We start from the raw sequence: 17181 nt of genomic DNA, 5'->3' as shown, positions 1-17181 counted from the left end.
GAATATTGTCGGAGGCGTGCGCTGACAGCGCAAAAGTTTCGCTGTCTCGGCGAGTTGTGGAACCGAAGCCGCAGCGGCCGCGTCCAATCTGTATGAAGGATTCGGGCGTGTACACGCGGCGGGAGCTGGCAGCGAAGGGCATCGACAACAAACTGTTGGCGGCACTGCTGAAGAGCGGGGATCTGATTCGGTTGCGACCGGGGTGGTTCGCGATCAGATCGCATGATGCGAACGTGGCGTCGGCGGTTCGAGACGGCGGAGTTCTCACCTGCGTGGACGCACTGACGTTCCATGAGGCGTGGGTCCCGCCAGGCCACGACCGGCGCCTTCACTTGCGGCGGAACCGCGGGATGCGCGGGAAGAACAAAGCCTGCACACCGTTGGTCGGTTCACTGCCGACAGCCCGATGCGCGGTGGACTCGGTGGAGGCGGCCTTGCTGTGCGCAGCGCGATGTCTGGAGATGGACGAATGGATTGCTGTCTGCGACTCGTACCTACACAGCGGCGCCACAACTTTCGAAGACCTCAAGGCGTGCTTCGGGGACTCCGGCGCCGTGGTCCGCGAGTGGCTGGGACGCACGGATGGCCGCTGCATGTCCGGGACCGAGAGCATGACGCGAGTTCGACTGCAGTCACTTGGCTTCGACGTGGTGGTCCAACCGGCGATCCCCGGCGTGGGCTTGGCCGATCTGCGGGTCGGCATCTTGGTGCTCGAATGCGACAGCATGCTCTACCACTCCTCCAAAGAGGACTACGAGCGTGATCGGCGTCGTGACCGCCAGACCATGATCGACGGGTGGCTCACGCTGCGCCTGACCTACGACGACATCATCTACGGCTGGGACCAGACACTGGCGGACATTCGGGCGATCACCAAGCGGGACCGACACCGCGCGCGGTCACGTGAGGCAAAGGCACTCGTCGAAAGATCTGTCCGAATGACGACCTCCGAGGGAACTCTGCCCTCGGAGTGAGCGATCAGAGCAGGAAGATTGTGATCGCGACGTGTGGCAGAACCGACCGACCGTCGAATGTGTCCCATCGGTGTGAAGATTGAGATCGAGCGATCGGTGGCGACGAATCAGCGCATCGGTTGAGTGGTTGTGCTCGACGCGGCTTGAGTGACCGCGGCGGTCTCGACACGCTCTGTGACTTCGTCCCCGAGCGGCTCGACCAGCGTGGGGTGGTGTGGCTCGGCCAGTGGCTAGGTCAGGCTGGGAGGGGTTGCGGCTCGAGCAGCGTGGGGTGAGCGCCTACCCGCCTGCGAACGGCGGGAGGAGATCGACCGTCGCGGCGGCGGCGGCGAACGTCTCATCCGTGGCACGGGTGCCGTCGACCAACACTGAACAGGCCGTCAGGACGCGGGCGAACTCCGGGCCGTGCTCGTCCGACAGGCGTTGCTTGAGCTCGCCGACGGTCAGGGCGCCGTCGAACGACTGCTCCTTACGGCCCGCGGCTTCCGCCGCGCCGGCGAAGTAGCGGATGATCACTCAGGCGCTTCCTCACGGGCCTGTTCCTTGGCCTCGACCAACGCGCGGACCTTGGCGGCGGCGTCGTCAGCGCTCATCCCGTTCGCGACGGCCAGACCGATCAGGTAGGTGGTGATGGGGCCGGCGGGCCGCAGGACGGCGTGCGCGACATCTCGGGTCACCTCGAGCAGAAGCGCGGTCGGCACCTCGGTCTCGGCGAGCCCCAACGCGGGGGCGAGCTCGGCGGCCCACCGGTCCAGGCCGGGCGGATACGTGGTCATACGGGATCCTCCTGATCTCGGTACTGCTCTACGTCGTCCCAGGTGTCGAGGTCCAGTGTGGCACCGACCCGGTCCGCGATGGTGTGGATGCTCATCACGGCCAAGAGTCGGCGCATCGACACGCCGGCGACCTCGGGCAGGGCGTCCAGGGCGCTGCGCAGCGACGACAGTCGGTAGCGGCCGGCCAGCCACTGCTCTCGCCCGGTCTGGTCGGTGAGGATCACGCCGTCGGCATCCTCGGGGATCGGCACGTCACGCAACTGCGCGACGATGAGTTCGGCGCGGGGGAGGTCGCAGGCCAGCAGCCACGTCTCGGCCGGCGAATCGGTGTCCGCGAGGGCAGTGATGGCAGTGGCGACGCCGGCGACCGGCCCGCCGAACGGCGGATCCTCCTGCACGACGATCACTCCGCTCCGCGCGATGGACGGCGGGCCGACGGCGATCACCGGCGAGGCTCCGGAGACGGCGGCGTACGCGGCGTCGATCAGCGGTCGACCGTCGACGTCGATCGCAGCCTTGTCGGCGCCGCCCAACCGACTGGCACGACCGCCGGCGAGGATGATCGCGGCGATCATCGGACCCAGTCGCCGCTCTTGCCGCCGGTCTTGCGCAGCAGTCGGATGTTCTCGATCTCGACGGACTTGTCGAGTCCCTTGACCATGTCGACCAGGGCGAGCGCGGCGACGCTGACCGCGGTCAGCGCCTCCATCTCCACCCCGGTGCGGTCGGCGGTGCGGACCGTCGCGGAGACGGTGACGCCCTCGTCGCCGATCTCCAGGTGGACGCTCGCGCCGTGCACGCCGATCACGTGCGCCAGCGGCAGCAGGTCGGGAGTCCGCTTGGCCGCAGCGATCCCGGCGATCCGCGCGACGGCGAGGACGTCGCCCTTCGGCACGGTGCCGTCGCGCAGGGCAGTGACGATCGGCGGCGAACAGCGGACGAACCCGGCGGCGGTGGCGCTGCGAACCGTCGGCGCCTTCTCGGTCACGTCCACCATGCGGGCCTGGCCCGCCGCGTCGAGGTGGGTGAAGTGCTGGTCGCTCACTCGAGCACCATCACCGTGATCGGATCGCCTTCGGCCACATCGTCGACGGCAGCGGGCACCAGGGCGAGCGCGGAGGCGTCGGCGAGGCTGGTCACCAGATGGGAGCCGCTCCCGCCGCGGGAGGCGGGACGGACGGTCTCGTCGTCGTAGACCACCGGCAGAATCTGCATCCGGTCCGACCGCCGCCGCCACCCGACGGAGGCGCGGCGGGTGATGCGCGGACGGTCGATGTCGTGGTGTCCGGCCAGCTGGCGCAGCGCGGGGCGGACGAACATCTCGAACGACACCGCGACACTGACCGGGTTGCCTGGCAGGCAGAAGACCGGGACGCCGTCGTCGGTGAGCCCGAAGCCCTGCGGCTTGCCCGGCTGCATGGCGACGGTGGTGAACTCGATGCTCCCGACGCCGTCGAGGACCGCCTTGACGACGTCGAAGGCGCCGACGCTGGCGCCGCCGGTCAGGACGATCACGTCGGCGTCCAGTCCGGCGAGGACCGAGTTCAGGGCGTGCTCGTCGTCGGGCACCCGGGTCACGCTGCACACCTGCGCACCCGCCTGCTGGACGGCCGCGGACAGCAGGATGGAGTTGGACTCCGGGATCTGACCGCGTTCGGGACTGCCCGACGGATCGATGAGCTCGGAGCCGGTGGAGATGATGGCGACGCGCGGCTTGCGTTGGACGCGGATGATCTCGTGCCCGGCGGAGGCGATCGCCGACAACTGCCACGGGCCGAGCACGGTGCCCGCGGCGACGGCGACGGATCCGGCCGCGGTGTCCTCTCCGGCGCGACGGATGTGGGCGGCTTTGCGTGGCCGTTCGGTGATGACGATGGCCTCCGGCGCGTCGGCCCGGACCTGCGTGCCGAGGTCGGTGTGCTCCAGCGGCACGATCGCGTTCGCATCGGACGGGACGGGTGCACCGGTCATGATGCGTACCGCTTCGCCGGGACCGATCGGAGGATCCTCGGCGCTGCCCGCGGGGACATCGGCGACCACTCGCAGGGTGGCGCCGACGGTGGCATCGGCGCGGCGCACCGCATAGCCGTCCATTCCGGAGTTGTCGAAAAGCGGTACCGGCCACCGGTTCACGACGTCGTCGGCCAGCACGAGGCCGGTGGAATCGATCGCCAACTGGCCGATGGCGGCCAGCGGTTCGGTGGCAGCGAGAATGCGTGCGCGGTGTTCGTCGACGGTGATCACTTCGGCCCCCGAAGGGCGGCAGCAGCCATGACGCAAGCCTAGCCTGCCTGCGGCCGACCGCGAGCGATCACACGGTCGGAAGGCGGGAGGGCCACACACGATACAACCGGACCGGAGGCAGGGCCGCCGATGTGGGACGAAAGTCGCAGATGCGGGCCTAAGCGTGCGAACAACCTGTGATTGCGGATAGATTCTCTCAGTGTGACCGCATTTCGGATTCGCGAAGCTGCCGAGCTCCTCGGCGTCAGTGACGACACGCTGCGCCGGTGGACCGATCAGGGGCGCCTCCCGTCCCAGACCGACGACAGTGGACGCGCGGTGATCGACGGCGCCGATCTCGCCGCGTTTCTGACCGCCGAGGAGACCGCGCAGCACGACCCGATCGACCGCGCGACCAGTGCCCGCAACCGGTTCGTCGGCATCGTCACCCACGTGCAGTCCGATCCGGTGATGAGCCAGGTGGAGATGCGGTGCGGACCGCATCGGGTGGTGTCGCTGATGTCCACCGAGGCCGTGCGCGAGCTGGGACTGGAGATCGGATCGCTCGCCACCGCCACCGTGAAGGCGACGACCGTGGTCGTCGAAACGCAGACAGGAGCTCGTGCATGACCAAGAAACTGCTCGCCCTCCTCTCTGCCTTGGCGCTGGTGCTGGCGGGGTGCGGCGGAACCAGCGACGACAGCCAGGCAGACGGCGGCGCGATCACGATCTTCGCGGCAGCGTCACTGCAGGGTGTCTTCGACGACCTCGCCGAACAGTTCCACACGGCCAACACCCAGTACTCGGTGGCACCGATCGTCTACGACGGCTCGCAGGCCCTCGCCACCCAGATCGTCGAAGGCGCCGACGTGGATGTGGTCGCCTTCGCCAACGAGTCGAGTCTGACGCCGGTCACCGAGAAGGGCATCACCGACGCGGGCACGATCTTCGCGACCAACACCCTGCAGATCGCTGTCGCCCCGGGCAATCCCAAGAACATCACCACCCTCGCCGATCTCGCCAAGCCCGGCGTGAGCACGGTGTTGTGCGCGCCCGCGGTGCCCTGCGGCAAGGCGTCACAGACCCTGCTCGGCAATGCGAAGGTGACGGTCACGCCGGTCAGCGAGGAGACCAACGTGACCTCGGTCGTCACCCGCGTGAAGCAGGGCGAGGCCGACGCCGGGCTGGTCTACAAGACCGACGTCGCCGCGGCCGGAGACGCTCTGACGGGCATCACTCCGGACGGTGCCGACGCGGTGGTCAACCGGTACCCGATCGCCGTGACCAACAACGCGCCGTCGGCTGCCGCCGCGCAGGCGTTCGTCGACTTCGTCCTCTCCGAGACTGGACGAAAGGTCCTGGAACAGTACGGTTTCAACGTGCCGTGACCATTCCCAAACCCCTCTACGTTCCCGCCCTGATCGCGCTGGCGCTGCTCGTCGCGCCGATCATCGGGCTGGTCTCGAGGGTGCGGTGGAGCACGCTCGGCGAGGACTTGTTCTCCTCCGCGTCGATGACGGCGTTGGGCCTGTCGCTGGTGACGGCCGCGTGTGCAACAGCTGTCTGCGTCGCGCTCGGTACGCCGCTGGCGGTGATGATCGCGCGCTCACCCCGACGGCGGGCATCGGTGTTGCGCGCGGTGGTGTTGATTCCCCTGGTGCTGCCGCCGATGGTCGGCGGCTTGGCCCTGTTGGCCCTGCTGGGGCGGTCGGGACTGGTCGGGAAACCGTTGTTCGAGGCGACCGGATACAGCCTCCCGTACACGACCGCCGCGGTGGTCGTGGCGCAGTCGTTCGTCGCGATGCCCTTCTACGTGATCACGCTCGAGGGTGCGCTGCGGACGGCCGACGGCGGCTATGAGCAGATCGCGGCGACGCTGGGCGCCGGGCGGTGGCGGGTGCTGGGGCGGATCACCCTGCCGCTGGTGCTGCCCGGTCTGGCGGCCGGCGCGGCCCTCGCGTTCGCCCGTGCGCTCGGCGAGTTCGGCGCCACCGCCCTGTTCGCAGGCAACTCGCCGGGCGTCACCCGAACCATGCCGCTGGCGATCTACACCGCCTTCAACGGGGTCGGCGTGACGCAGGATTCGGCCGTCGCGCTGTCGTTGCTCCTGTTGGTGAGCACCGCGGTGATCGTGCTGGGGCTGAGGTCGTGGCGACCGGACGCGATCCGATGACCGGGCGGACGTTGCGGGCGCAGATCACCGTCGATCGGCCGAGCTTCGTGCTGTCGGCGCAGTTCGACGTCCCGGCAGGCGACTGCCTCGCGATTCTGGGGCCCAACGGCGCGGGCAAGTCGACGATCCTCGGTGCGCTCGCCGGACTGGTGACCATGACCGGCGAGATCCGGATCGATGACCGCATCGTCGACGACGGTGCCACACATGTGCCGCCCGAGCATCGACGGATCGCGCTGCTGGAGCAGAAGCCACGACTGTTTCCCCATCTGAGCGTGCGCGAGAACCTGGCGTTCGGCCCGCGTTCGCAGGGACGGTCGAGGCGGGAGGCGCGAGCGATCGCGGATGCCTGGCTGGAGCGGATCGAGCTGCCCGACGTCGGCGGGTGGCGGCCGACGCGGCTGTCGGGCGGACAGCAGCAGCGGGTCGCGATCGCCCGCGCGCTGGCTGCGGAGCCCGATGTGCTCCTGCTCGACGAGCCCTTCGCCGCACTCGACGCCGAGAGCGCTCCGACCATTCGACGCATGCTGGCCGACGAACTCGCCCGGACCGAGACCACGAGCGTGCTGGTGACCCACGAACTGTCGGATGCGTGGCAGGCGGCGAGCCGCTGCCTGGTGCTCGACGCCGGGACCGTCGTCGAACAGACCACGCCCGCCGCGCTGACGGCGTCGCCGCGGCATCCGTTCACCGCGGCTCTCGCCGGGTACAGCGTGGTCCACGGAACGTGGGATGGCGGTGCGCTGGTGGTCGGCGACGATGTGCTGCTGGGGATCGTCGACGGCGACATCGCGCCCGGCGACGCCGCGTTCGGGATCGTGGTGCCGCAGGATGTGACCCTGTCCGCCACCTCGGGTGCGATTCGCAGTCGGGTGCGGGCGCTGTCGGTGCACTCCGGGCGCGTCCGCGTGGAGAGCGAAGCGGGGCTAGTGGCCGAACTTCCGGAGGGGACCGCGCCTCCCGCGGCCGGAGAGCGGGCGTGGTTCACCCCGGTGGGGATGCGGGTGCGTGCGGCGCGCGCGGCGTCGACGCGGTCCCCGGTGCTCGTCGCCGCCGACCCGCCTGAGTGAATGGCCACATTGGTCCTACTCGCCGGTAATGAGTGTTTCGTTGAATAATCATGGACCAGCCGTCAGACACACGCGGCGCAGGGGGCAGGCGCTGGAGCGCACAAGTCGGGGTGACGAGAGCGGAGCACAGTACGACATGCGGGTCCACCGATGACCGCCCCACGGAGACGGCCGTCCCTCGACCAACTGCGCACCTTCGTGACGGTGTACCGCGCCGGCTCGTTCAGCGCCGCCGCGCGGAGCCTGGAGTTGTCGCAGCCGACGATCACCAATCACATCGGCTCGCTGGAGAACTGGTTCGGCAGTCCGCTGTTCACCCGCGACGTGAATGGTGTGACGCCGACGGCGTACGGGCACGAGGTGGCGGTCAGCGTCGCCGATCAAGTCGACCACATCGACCGGTTCTTCATCAGCGACCAGCAGCGGACAACCGTGTTGCGCGAGGTTCGCTTCGGCGGTCCACGAGAACTGATGATCCCGGTGATCCTGCCTGCCCTGGCGCAAGATGCGGGCCGACTGCCGAAACTGCAACTGAGATTCGACGCCTCCACCGAACTTCTCACGGACCTGCGGTCGGGCAAGCTCGACCTCGTGGTCTCGACCATTCGGCCGCGCAACCCGGACGTGACGGCGTGGCCGATCGCGGACGAGGAGTTCTGGCTGGTGGCCTCACCCGACCTGCCGATACCGAAGGGGTCGGTCTCGCAGCTCTCGACCGTCCCGATGGTTGCGTTCAATCGCGAACTGGCAATCATCCGTCGGTTCTGGAACGCGGTGTTCGGCGCCGAACCGCTCTTCGACGCCGACCTGGTGGTGCCCGATCTCCTTGCGGTGAAGCGGGCCGTGCTGGACGGCTTCGGGATGTCGGTGCTGCCGAGCTATCTGGTGGCGAAGGAGGTGGCCGACGGCCGTCTGGTCCGCCTCGTCGAGGATCGCGAAGCACCCATCAACACGGTCTTCCTCGTCGCACTGACACCGGCGCTCACCGCGCGCAAGACCATCGGCGGGATGGCTGCGCTCGTGCGCAAGCGCGTCAAAGAACACCAGCAGCGGGAGGCACCGAGTTAGGTCGGTGCGGTGCTGCGCTACGACAGCGCGACGGTCAGCAGGACGGCGGCGTCGGTGTCGGCGACGAGGCCGTGCCGGACCGGCGGAATGTCGGTGAGGGACCCGGGGCCACCGGACCAGTCGCCGTCGGGCGCGGTGAGTCGGACTGTTCCTGCGAGTACCTGGAGCGTCGCCTCGCCGGGGCTCTCGTGATCGGACAGTTCGGAACCGCCGCACAGCGCGATCACGGTCTGCCGCAGGCGGTGATCGGTATGACCGCGCACGGTGCGGGCCGCGCGGCCCGATCCGGCGGCGCGGGCTTCGGCGAGCAACTCGTCGACCAGTGCGGGCAACTGGACATCGGTCATGAACGCACTCCTTCTCGATCGTCCTCGTCGGCGCTGCGGGGGATGCCGAACAGCGTGAACAGGCAGGCGACGGCGGCGAACGCCACCAGCAGCGCCAGGCCGATGGTGTACGAGTGCTCCGCGGCGTTGTAGGTGGCGCCCATCACCAGCGGCGGGAAGAAGCCGCCGAGGCCGCCCGCGGCGCCGACCAGGCCGGTCACCGCCCCGACCCGTGCCGGCGGTGAGGCGACGGCGACCCACGCGAACACCGAACCCGATCCCATGCCCATCATGACGGCCATCAGGATGAAGTCGGTCGCGGCCAGGCCGCTGCCCATCGACGGTTTGGTGATCATCCAGACCGCGAGGAGTGCGGCGCCGCCGCACGAGATCGCCGTGATGACCCGCGGGCCGAACTTGTCCGACAGCGCACCGCCGAGCGGGCGGGCGATGACGGCGGCGATCGCGAAGCCCGCGGTGCGGGCGCCCGCCGATGTCAGATCAGCGATCGCGTAGACGTCGTTGAGATACGTCGGCAGGTAGGTGGAGAAGGCGACGAACCCGCCGAACGCCGCGGCGTATAGGAACGACATCTGCCAGGTGATCGGCAGTTTGAGCGCGCTGAGCAGCTTCGGCACGGCGGGTTCGGTGTTCGGGGTCCAGGCGGGGGCGTCGCGCATCATGCTCCAACAGACCGCGGCCATCACGACCAGTGCTACGGCGATGATCAGGTGGGTGGTGACGTAGCCGAACCACTCCTGGAAGCGCGGAGTGAAGAACGCAGAGAGGGCGGTGCCGCCCATGCCCGCACCGAACACACCGGTCGCGAAACCGCGACGACTCGCCTCGTACCAGCTGTTCAGGAAGGGAATGCCCGCCGCGAAACTGGTGCCCGCGATGCCGAGGAAGAAGCCGATCACGATCATCATCGGGTACGACTTCAGGCTGCCCGCGACGGCGACGAGCACCACGAACGGGGCCGAGATCAGGAGCAGTACGGTGAACATGATCCGGCCGCCGAACCGGGGCGTGAGCACGCCGACGACGATGCGGCCGAGCGAACCGACGAGGATCGGCACGGCGATGAGGACCGACCTCTGCGTGGCGCCCAGCGCCATCTGGTCGGAGTCCGCGTAGAACTTGGCGAGCGGTGCGATCAGGTTCCACGCCCAGAACGAGATGGTGAACGCGGCGGTCGCGAGGATCAGGTTGCGGGTCTGGGCGGCTCTGTCGATCCCGGCGGGAGCGGCCTGGTCGGGAGTGGTCATCAGTCACGGTCCTTCACGCCGACGGGATCCCAGCCGCGACGGCTCGGCGCATTGCCCGGAGCGGGCCGCGCGTCCTTGCGGCGGTAGACGATGTACGGGCGGAACAGGTAGTGCAGTGGTGCGGTGAAGATGTGCACCAGCCGAGTGAACGGCACCAGGATGAACATCAGCATGCCGATCACCACGTGGATGTGGAAGCGCAGCGGCGCGGCTTCCATCGCGCTGACGTCGGGTTGGAAGGCGAACACTGATCGGAACCAGGGCGAGACGGTGGTGCGGTAGTCGACGCCCTCGCCGTGCGGATCGATCATGCCGACGATGGTGATGTAGGTGCCCGCGACGAGTGCGGCCACGAGGACCGCGTACATCAGTTTGTCGTTGCGGGTGGTGGCGACGAACACCGGTCCGACGGTGCGCCTGCGGTAGATGAGGATCGCGACACCGACGACGGCGGCGATCGCGGCGATGATGCCGCCGACCGCCGCGACCCAGTGATACATGGTCTCGGTGATGCCGATCGCCGACGTCCACGACTCCGGGATGATCAGCCCCATCGCGTGGCCGGCGATGACGGCCAGGATGCCGTAGTGGAACAGGGGGCTGCCGATGCGCAGCAGCCGTGATTCGTAGAGTTCGGACGAGCGCGTGGTCCAGCCGAACTTGTCGTAGCGGTAGCGCCAGACGGTCCCGCCGATCACGCAGAGCAGCGTGATGTACGGCAGCACGCCCCACAGGAAGATGCCCATCAGAATGCCTTTTCTGAGTCGTTGAAGAGCCCTGGGTCGGTGAAGAGTTCTGAGTCGGTGGATTCGGTGTCGGTGAAGAGGGGGAGCAGCCGCGGGGCCGGGGAGCCGTCGGCGTCGACCGTGGGCGCCCACGAGCCGTAGGGCTCGAGCCCCACCGCTTCCACGGCCGGCCGCCGCGGTCCCATCGCGATGGCCGCCGCGCGGTCCGGCGGCGAATCGCCGGGCAGCGTCGCGCAGACCGCGGCCAGCACGTCGGCGTAGGGCGACGCCGCGTCGAGCAGAGCGAATCGGATCAGTTCGAGTGCGGCGCGGTGGTCGGCGAGGACCGAGGCGCCGCGCTCGGGGTCGGCCAGCGCGGTGAACTCGAGGACGATCGGCAGATGGTCGGGGAGTTCGCCGTGCAGGTCCACGACGAATCCACTGTCCCGGTAGAGCTGTTTGAACTCGGCGAGGACGGCGCCGCGCTGCCGGGTGTCGCCCGACGACCAGTACGACAGGTACAGGGTCCGTTTGCGGGAGAGGTCGAAGACGTCGGTGTAGTGCTGCGCCAACGCCGCGCGATCGCCGGTCTCGGCGTGCGTCAGGAAGCGATGCAGCGGATCGCTCGCCTCGGTCGCCTCCTGTTCGGCGAGCGCGGCGCGCATCAGGTCGAGCCGACCGAACAGGTTCTCGTCGGGATAACCGAGGCACCAGGCGGCCACCTGATGCGTCACCCGCCAGTCGACGCGGGCCGGGGAACGACGGCGCGACAGCAGCCTCATGACCGGTCCGCCTTCGGGAACAGACCCTCCGGCGCGCCGTTGCCGTCCCAGTTCAGCAGGTTGGTCCGCCCGCGCAGGACGGCGTCGCCCGCCGCGGTGTCGGACGTCTGCCGCTGCTTGAGCGCTTCGAAGGTCTCCACCGAGACCGGCACCGGGCGGCCGCTCATCTCGCCGAACGCGCCTGATCCGTAGTGGCTGAACTCATCGTCGTAGTCGACCGGGCAGGCGGTCTCCTCGAGCCGATGCGCCTGCTCGTGATGGGCCGTGGGGATCACATAGCGGTCGTCGTACTTGGCGATCGCGAGGAGTCGATACATTTCGAACATCTCCTCCTCGCTCATGCCGACGCTGTTCGGAATCTGCGGATTGGTCTCCCGCCCGAGGTTCACATCGCGCATGTACGACCGCATCGATGCCAACTTCTGCAGCACGAACTCGATGAGGTCGGTATCGCCCGCGGTGAGCAGCTCCGCCAGGTACTCGACCGGGATGCGGAGCGATTCGATGGCGCCGAACAGATTGTCGCGGTCCTCGCCGTCGTGCCCCTGCTCGGCGAGCAGATCGACGATCGGCGACAGCGGTGGGATGTACCAGACCATCGGCATGGTCCGGTACTCCGGATGCAGCGGCAGCGCCACCTTGTACTTCTTGGCGAGCGCATACACCGGGGAGCGCCGAGCGGCGTCGAGCCACTCGTCGGGAATCCCGTTCGCCTTGGCCTGGCGGATCACCTCGGGGTCGGTCGGATCCAGCATCAACTCCAGCTGGGCCTCGTACAGGTCTTGTTCGTTCGGCACCGATGCGGCGGCGGTGACGGCGTCGGCGTCGTACAGGAAGATGCCGATGTAGCGCAGCCGCCCGACGCAGGTCTCGGCGCAGACGGTGGGTTGTCCGACCTCGATGCGCGGATAGCAGAACGTGCACTTCTCGGCCTTGCCCGAGCGGTGATTGAAGTAGATCTTCTTGTACGGGCAGCCGGTGATGCACTGCCGCCAGCCGCGGCAGCGATCCTGGTCCACCAGGACGATGCCGTCCTCCTCCCGCTTGTAGATGGCGCCCGACGGGCACGACGCCATGCACGACGGGTTCAGGCAGTGCTCGCAGATGCGAGGGAGGTAGAACATGAACGTCTGCTCGAACGAGAACTTGATCTTGTCCTCGGACTGGCGTCGAAGCTTGGCGACGATCGGATCCTGGTCGCCGTGCTCGATGGAGCCGCCGAGGTTGTCGTCCCAGTTGGCCGACCACGTGACCTTGGTGTCCTCACCGGTGATCAGCGACTTGGGGCGGGCGACGGGGAAGTCGTCGCCCAGCGGGGCGTTGATCAGCGTCTCGTAGTCGTACGTCCACGGCTCGTAGTAGTCGTCGAGCGTGGGCTGGACCGGACTGTGGAAGATGGTGAACAGCTTCTGCAGCCGCCCGCCGGTCCGCAGCCGCAGCTTGCCCTTCTTGTTGAGGTGCCAGCCGCCCTTCCACTCCTCCTGGTCCTCGTACCGTCGCGGATAGCCCTGGCCGGGCCGGGTCTCCACGTTGTTGAACCACACGTACTCGGTGCCCGCCCGGTTGGTCCACGCCTGCTTGCACGTGACCGAACAGGTATGGCATCCGATGCACTTGTCGAGGTTCATCACCATCGCGACCTGTGCCATGACTCGCATCAGTACGTCACCTCCTGGCTGCGCTTCCGGATGGTCGAGACGATGTCGCGCTGATTGCCCGTCGGACCGAGATAGTTGAACGCGTACGACAGCTGCGCGTAGCCGCCGATCAGGTGCGACGGCTTCACCAGCAGCCGGGTCGCGGAGTTGTGGATGCCCCCGCGTCGTCCGGTGGCCTCCGACTTCGGGACGTCGATGGTGCGTTCCTGCGCGTGGTGCACGTAGCAGACGCCCTCGGGCATGCGGTGGCTGACGACGGCGCGCGCCACATACACGCCGTTGGCGTTGACGCACTCGATCCAGTCGTTGTCGCGGACGTCGATCGACGCCGCGTCCTGCGCGGACAACCAGGCCGTCGGACCGCCGCGGGAGAGCGACAGCATGAACAGGTTGTCCTGGTACTCGGAGTGGATGGACCACTTGTTGTGCGGCGTCAGGAAGCGGACGGTGATCTCCTTGCTGCCGTCCGGCCCCAGCTTCGGTTCGCCGAACAGCCGGTGCATGTCGAGCGGCGGCCGGTAGATCGGCATCGCCTCCCCGATGTCGAGCATCCAGTCGTGATCGAGATAGAAGTGCAGTCGCCCGGTGAGCGTGTGGAACGGTTTGTCACGCTCGATGTTGACCGTGAACGGTGCGTACCGACGACCGCCGGTCTCCGAACCGGACCACTCCGGCGAGGTGATCACCGGGACCGGCGCGGCCTGCGTGTCGGCGAAGGTGATCCGCTTCTCCTCCGACCCCTCGGCGAGGTCCGCGAGCTTCTTGCCGACGCGACGCTCCAGTTTGGTGAAGCCGTCGACGGCCAGTTCGCCGTTGGTGGTGCCGGAGAACAGCAGGATGGCTTCGGCGAGCTTGGCGTCGGTGTCGATCGCCGGCCGCCCCTCACCGGCGTGGCCCGGCGGCATCACCCCGTTCGACGCCGCCAGCTTCCCCATCTGCGAGCCGACGTCGAAGGTGACGTGCTTGACGGTGAAACCGAGCTCGTCGGCCAGCGGGCCGACGGTCGCGAGCTTGTCGGCGATGGCCGTATAATCGCGTTCGACCACGGCGAAGACCGGGGTGTTGACCCCCGGCTTCGCGGGATTCCCGGTCTCGCGCCAGTCGACCACCTTCCCGTGCGGCTGTGCCGTCTCGCCGGGGGTGTCGTGCTGGAGGGCGGTGGCGACGAGGTCGTGGCGGGTGCCCAGGTGGGTCTTCGCCTGCCGGGACAGTTCCTGTGCGAGCCGATGGAACAGATCGAAGTCGCTCTTGGCCTCCCACGGCGGATCGATCGCCGGGCTGAAGGCGTGCACGAACGGGTGCATGTCGGTGGAGCTGAGGTCGTGCTTCTCGTACCAGGTGGCGGCCGGCAGGACGATGTCGCTCAGCAGCGTGGTCGAGGTCATCCGGAAGTCGGCCGAGAGCAGGAGGTCGAGTTTGCCCTCCGGCGCCTGGTCGTGCCAGCGCACCTCCTTCGGCCGCGGCGCCTCCGGGTTCTCCTGACCGAGGACGTTGTGATGGGTGCCGAGCAGATGCCGCAGGAAGTACTCATTGCCCTTGGCCGACGAGCCGAGCAGGTTCGACCGCCACAGCACCAGGGTGCGAGGCCAGTTCTCGGGGGCGTCGATGTCGGAGATCGCGGGAGTGAGCCCGCCGTCCACCAGCCGGTCCGCGACATACGCGGCCGGGTTCGCCGCATCGCCGGCGTCGACGGCCGCGCGGGCGGCGTCGGCCACGTCGAGGGGATTGGCAGAGAACTGCGGATAGAAGGGCATCCAGCCGAGCCGCGCCGACTGCGCGATCGCGTCGGCGGTGTGCATCCCGTCCAGCGTTCCCGACGAGAGCGGCGAGGTGAGCGCCGACGTGGAATAGCCGTCGTTGCGCCACTGATCGGTGTGCATGTACCAGTACGACGTCCCCGGCGTGGTGCGTGGCGGCCTGCTCCAGTCGAGCGCATTGGCCAGCGAGATCCAGCCGGTGATCGGGCGGCACTTCTCTTGACCGACGTAGTGCGCCCACCCGCCGCCGTTGCGACCCATGCTGCCGGTGAGGATCAGCATCGCGAGGATGGCGCGGTAGGTGGCGTCGCCGTGGAACCACTGGCAGATGCCTGCGCCCATGATGATCATGGAGCGGCCGCCGGACTCCTCGGCGTTGGTGGCGAACTCGCGGGCGACGCGGATCGCGGCCTCGGCGGGGACGCTGGTGATCTCGGCCTGCCATGCGGGCGTGTACGGACTGGTGGGGTCGTCGTAGCCGGTGGGCCACTGTCCGGGCAAGCCGTCGCGGCCGACGCCGTACTGCGCGAGGAGCGCGTCGTAGACGGTGGTGACCAGACCACCGTTGAACCGTCGGGCGGGGACGCCGCGGGTCACCACCGTGCCGCTGCCGTCGGGGGCGTCGAACAACGGGAACGAGATCTCCACGTTCTCGACGTCGGGCTCGTCGAGCAGAGTCAGCCGCGGGGTCACCCCCTGCAGGTCGAGGTTCCACCTGCCCTCGCCGGACTCCGAGTAGCGGTCGCCGAGCGTCCCGTTCGGGACGTGCGGCCGCCCGGTCTCGTCGTCGACGAGGACCGTCTTCCAGTGGTCGTCGTCGGTGGCGCCGCCGAGCTCGTCGGAGGTGACGAACTTGCCGGGCACCAGTGTGCCGTCGCGCTCGTCGAGGTGGATGAGGAACGGGAGGTCGGTGTACTTGCGGGTGAAGTCAGTGAAGAACGGGGTGCCCGATGTGCCGTCGGCGTTCTGTCGGTCGACGTAGAACTCCTTGAGGATCACGTGACCCATCGCCATCGCGAGAGCGGCGTCGGTACCGGCCTGTGCGGGCAGCCACTCGTCGGCGAACTTGGTGTTGTCGGCGTAGTCGGGGGAGACGGACACGACCTTGGTGCCGCGGTACCGGACCTCGGCCATCCAGTGGGCGTCCGGGGTGCGCGTGACGGGGACGTTGGAGCCCCACATCATCAGATACGACGCATCCCACCAGTCGCCGGACTCGGGAACGTCGGTCTGGTCGCCGAAGACCTGCGGGCTGGCGACGGGGAGGTCGGCGTACCAGTCGTAGAACGACGTCATGACGCCGCCGATGAGCTGGATGAAGCGGGTGCCGACGCAGTGGCTGACGATCGACATCGCGGGGATCGGCGAGAAGCCCGCGCACCGGTCGGGACCGTAGGTCTTGATGGTGTGCACGTGGGCGGCGGCCGCCATCTCGGTGGCCTCCTCCCACGTGACGCGGACCAGACCGCCCTTGCCGCGCGCCTGCTGGTACGAGCGGCGGCGCAGGGGATCGCCGACGACGTCGGCCCACGCCAGGACGGGATCTCCGAGGCGGTTCTTGGCCTCGCGATACATCTCCAGAAGCACGCCACGCGCGTACGGATGGCGTACGCGCGTGGGGGAGTAGGTGTACCAGGAGAAAGCGGCCCCGCGGGGACAGCCGCGGGGCTCATACTCCGGCCGGTCGGGGCCGACGCTCGGGTAGTCGGTCTGCTGCGTCTCCCACGTGATGATGCCGTCCTTGACGTACACCTTCCACGAGCACGACCCGGTGCAGTTGACGCCGTGTGTGGAGCGGACGATCTTGTCGTGGCTCCACCGGTCGCGATAGAAGACGTCGCCGGCACGGCCGCCTTCGCGGAACACCGCGCGGCTGTCGCTGGTCTCGTCCCACTTGGTGAAGAATTTGCCGATGTCGAGAAGTGCTTGGGCAGCCGGTCCCTGGACCGAGTCGGACTGGGTCATGGCCCTCACCCTAGGACTGTCGGGTGAACTGCGTGAGTTTACCGAAGCTTCTATTCGGAAAATATTCGGTTCGGCGGTGGGGACCCGAGCGAAGGTCTCACGCAAGCCGGGTCAGAAGTCCCTTTCGGATCGAAAAGCCACGTCAGAGCGGGGGAGTGATGCTAGCGATTGATTCCCGGTGGCTGGGCCCCGTCAGGGCTCGCGGCAGTCGCTGTCGCGAGACTGGGTGAACCGAGACCGCACCACTTGGCATCGAGCCGCAACCACTTGTGGTTCCCGCACTCGGTCGCGACCGAGTGCGGGAACCACAAGTGGTGCGGCTCGACGATAAGTGGTGCATGACCCTGAGCGGTTGCGGTCCCCTCGGGCTGGTCTGAGTGTGTTGCGATCAATGCGACCCCGCCGACGACCACCGC

Annotated in this window: 17 protein-coding genes; 6 read left to right on the top strand and 11 right to left on the bottom strand. The window is 68.3% G+C overall.

The features are described from left to right. The first annotated feature begins 107 nt into the window (after positions 1-107). Positions 108-974 carry a type IV toxin-antitoxin system AbiEi family antitoxin domain-containing protein gene (locus GH2_RS19920; RefSeq protein WP_244885444.1) on the top strand — a complete coding sequence of 289 codons (867 nt, stop codon included), beginning with the start codon at positions 108-110 and terminating at the stop codon, positions 972-974. 279 nt (positions 975-1253) lie between these two features. On the opposite strand, the gene GH2_RS19915 is transcribed toward GH2_RS19920, so the two are convergent. The 5 genes from GH2_RS19915 to GH2_RS19895 are packed head-to-tail and all read right to left on the bottom strand — an operon-like array spanning position 1254 to position 3994. Further along, positions 1254-1490, bottom strand: a complete 237-nt coding sequence (locus GH2_RS19915) for a MoaD/ThiS family protein (protein WP_066172115.1) — start codon at positions 1488-1490, stop codon at positions 1254-1256. Further along, the gene (locus GH2_RS19910; protein ID WP_066172114.1) at positions 1487-1750 is read right to left on the bottom strand and encodes a DUF6457 domain-containing protein; all 264 of its coding nucleotides are present in this window, start codon (positions 1748-1750) and stop codon (positions 1487-1489) included. Before GH2_RS19910 ends, GH2_RS19915 begins: the two co-directional genes overlap by 4 nt. After that, positions 1747-2325 (bottom strand): molybdenum cofactor guanylyltransferase, encoded by a 579-nt coding sequence (gene mobA, locus GH2_RS19905; protein ID WP_066172113.1) that lies wholly within the window; start codon positions 2323-2325, stop codon positions 1747-1749. Before mobA ends, GH2_RS19910 begins: the two co-directional genes overlap by 4 nt. Beyond that, complete coding sequence (moaC, locus tag GH2_RS19900) at positions 2322-2795, bottom strand: cyclic pyranopterin monophosphate synthase MoaC (protein WP_084247654.1); 474 nt, start codon at positions 2793-2795, stop codon at positions 2322-2324. Before moaC ends, mobA begins: the two co-directional genes overlap by 4 nt. Then, a complete protein-coding gene (locus GH2_RS19895; protein ID WP_066172112.1) occupies positions 2792-3994 on the bottom strand; it encodes a molybdopterin molybdotransferase MoeA in 1203 nt (400 codons plus the stop codon). Before GH2_RS19895 ends, moaC begins: the two co-directional genes overlap by 4 nt. 201 nt (positions 3995-4195) lie before the next feature. On the opposite strand from GH2_RS19895, the gene GH2_RS19890 reads away from it, so the two are divergent. The 5 genes from GH2_RS19890 to GH2_RS19870 all read left to right on the top strand — a co-directional run bounded on the left by GH2_RS19890 (position 4196) and on the right by GH2_RS19870 (position 8284). Then, a complete protein-coding gene (locus GH2_RS19890; protein ID WP_066172111.1) occupies positions 4196-4603 on the top strand; it encodes a TOBE domain-containing protein in 408 nt (135 codons plus the stop codon). Continuing rightward, positions 4600-5361 carry a molybdate ABC transporter substrate-binding protein gene (gene modA / locus GH2_RS19885; protein ID WP_066172110.1) on the top strand — a complete coding sequence of 254 codons (762 nt, stop codon included), beginning with the start codon at positions 4600-4602 and terminating at the stop codon, positions 5359-5361. Before GH2_RS19890 ends, modA begins: the two co-directional genes overlap by 4 nt. Beyond that, positions 5358-6146, top strand: coding sequence for an ABC transporter permease (locus GH2_RS19880; protein ID WP_066172109.1), 789 nt, complete (start codon positions 5358-5360; stop codon positions 6144-6146). The genes modA and GH2_RS19880 overlap by 4 nt, the downstream gene beginning before the upstream one ends. Beyond that, positions 6122-7216, top strand: coding sequence for a sulfate/molybdate ABC transporter ATP-binding protein (locus GH2_RS19875; RefSeq protein WP_244885443.1), 1095 nt, complete (start codon positions 6122-6124; stop codon positions 7214-7216). Before GH2_RS19880 ends, GH2_RS19875 begins: the two co-directional genes overlap by 25 nt. Positions 7217-7366: 150 nt before the next feature. Further along, entirely contained in the window at positions 7367-8284 is a 918-nt protein-coding gene (locus GH2_RS19870; RefSeq protein WP_066172108.1) for a LysR family transcriptional regulator, read from the top strand. 17 nt (positions 8285-8301) lie between these two features. Here GH2_RS19870 and GH2_RS19865 read toward each other — a convergent pair whose 3' ends face one another. From GH2_RS19865 to GH2_RS19840, 6 genes are read right to left on the bottom strand one after another with little or no spacing between them, the layout of a single operon-like run. Then, positions 8302-8631: a cupin domain-containing protein gene (locus GH2_RS19865; protein ID WP_066172107.1), complete on the bottom strand. Its 330-nt coding sequence runs from the start codon at positions 8629-8631 to the stop codon at positions 8302-8304. Continuing rightward, positions 8628-9878, bottom strand: coding sequence for an MFS transporter (locus GH2_RS19860; RefSeq protein WP_066172106.1), 1251 nt, complete (start codon positions 9876-9878; stop codon positions 8628-8630). Before GH2_RS19860 ends, GH2_RS19865 begins: the two co-directional genes overlap by 4 nt. Beyond that, positions 9878-10624, bottom strand: coding sequence for a respiratory nitrate reductase subunit gamma (gene narI / locus GH2_RS19855; RefSeq protein WP_066172105.1), 747 nt, complete (start codon positions 10622-10624; stop codon positions 9878-9880). The genes GH2_RS19860 and narI overlap by 1 nt, the downstream gene beginning before the upstream one ends. Beyond that, positions 10624-11385, bottom strand: coding sequence for a nitrate reductase molybdenum cofactor assembly chaperone (narJ, locus tag GH2_RS19850; protein ID WP_066172104.1), 762 nt, complete (start codon positions 11383-11385; stop codon positions 10624-10626). Before narJ ends, narI begins: the two co-directional genes overlap by 1 nt. Beyond that, the gene (gene narH, locus GH2_RS19845; protein WP_066172103.1) at positions 11382-13043 is read right to left on the bottom strand and encodes a nitrate reductase subunit beta; all 1662 of its coding nucleotides are present in this window, start codon (positions 13041-13043) and stop codon (positions 11382-11384) included. The genes narJ and narH overlap by 4 nt, the downstream gene beginning before the upstream one ends. Further along, positions 13043-16765, bottom strand: coding sequence for a nitrate reductase subunit alpha (locus GH2_RS19840; RefSeq protein ID WP_066172102.1), 3723 nt, complete (start codon positions 16763-16765; stop codon positions 13043-13045). Before GH2_RS19840 ends, narH begins: the two co-directional genes overlap by 1 nt. Positions 16766-17181: the final 416 nt, after the last annotated feature.

Origin of the sequence: Gordonia hydrophobica NBRC 16057, assembly GCF_001592365.1 — a bacterium.
GTDB classification, from domain to species: Bacteria; Actinomycetota; Actinomycetes; order Mycobacteriales; family Mycobacteriaceae; genus Gordonia; species Gordonia hydrophobica.
Note: the sequence above shows the minus strand (reverse complement) of the source record. Positions and strands in the feature narration are given on the sequence as shown.

Coding starts and splice junctions, on each gene's coding strand:
- GH2_RS19840 (WP_066172102.1), bottom strand. CDS start 16,765: ATGACCCAGTCCGACTCGGTCCAGGGACCGGCTGCCCAAGCACTTCTC.
- mobA (WP_066172113.1), bottom strand. CDS start 2,325: ATGATCGCCGCGATCATCCTCGCCGGCGGTCGTGCCAGTCGGTTGGGC.
- narI (WP_066172105.1), bottom strand. CDS start 10,624: ATGGGCATCTTCCTGTGGGGCGTGCTGCCGTACATCACGCTGCTCTGC.
- GH2_RS19860 (WP_066172106.1), bottom strand. CDS start 9,878: ATGACCACTCCCGACCAGGCCGCTCCCGCCGGGATCGACAGAGCCGCC.
- narH (WP_066172103.1), bottom strand. CDS start 13,043: ATGCGAGTCATGGCACAGGTCGCGATGGTGATGAACCTCGACAAGTGC.
- GH2_RS19910 (WP_066172114.1), bottom strand. CDS start 1,750: ATGACCACGTATCCGCCCGGCCTGGACCGGTGGGCCGCCGAGCTCGCC.
- narJ (WP_066172104.1), bottom strand. CDS start 11,385: ATGAGGCTGCTGTCGCGCCGTCGTTCCCCGGCCCGCGTCGACTGGCGG.
- GH2_RS19865 (WP_066172107.1), bottom strand. CDS start 8,631: ATGACCGATGTCCAGTTGCCCGCACTGGTCGACGAGTTGCTCGCCGAA.
- GH2_RS19870 (WP_066172108.1), top strand. CDS start 7,367: ATGACCGCCCCACGGAGACGGCCGTCCCTCGACCAACTGCGCACCTTC.
- modA (WP_066172110.1), top strand. CDS start 4,600: ATGACCAAGAAACTGCTCGCCCTCCTCTCTGCCTTGGCGCTGGTGCTG.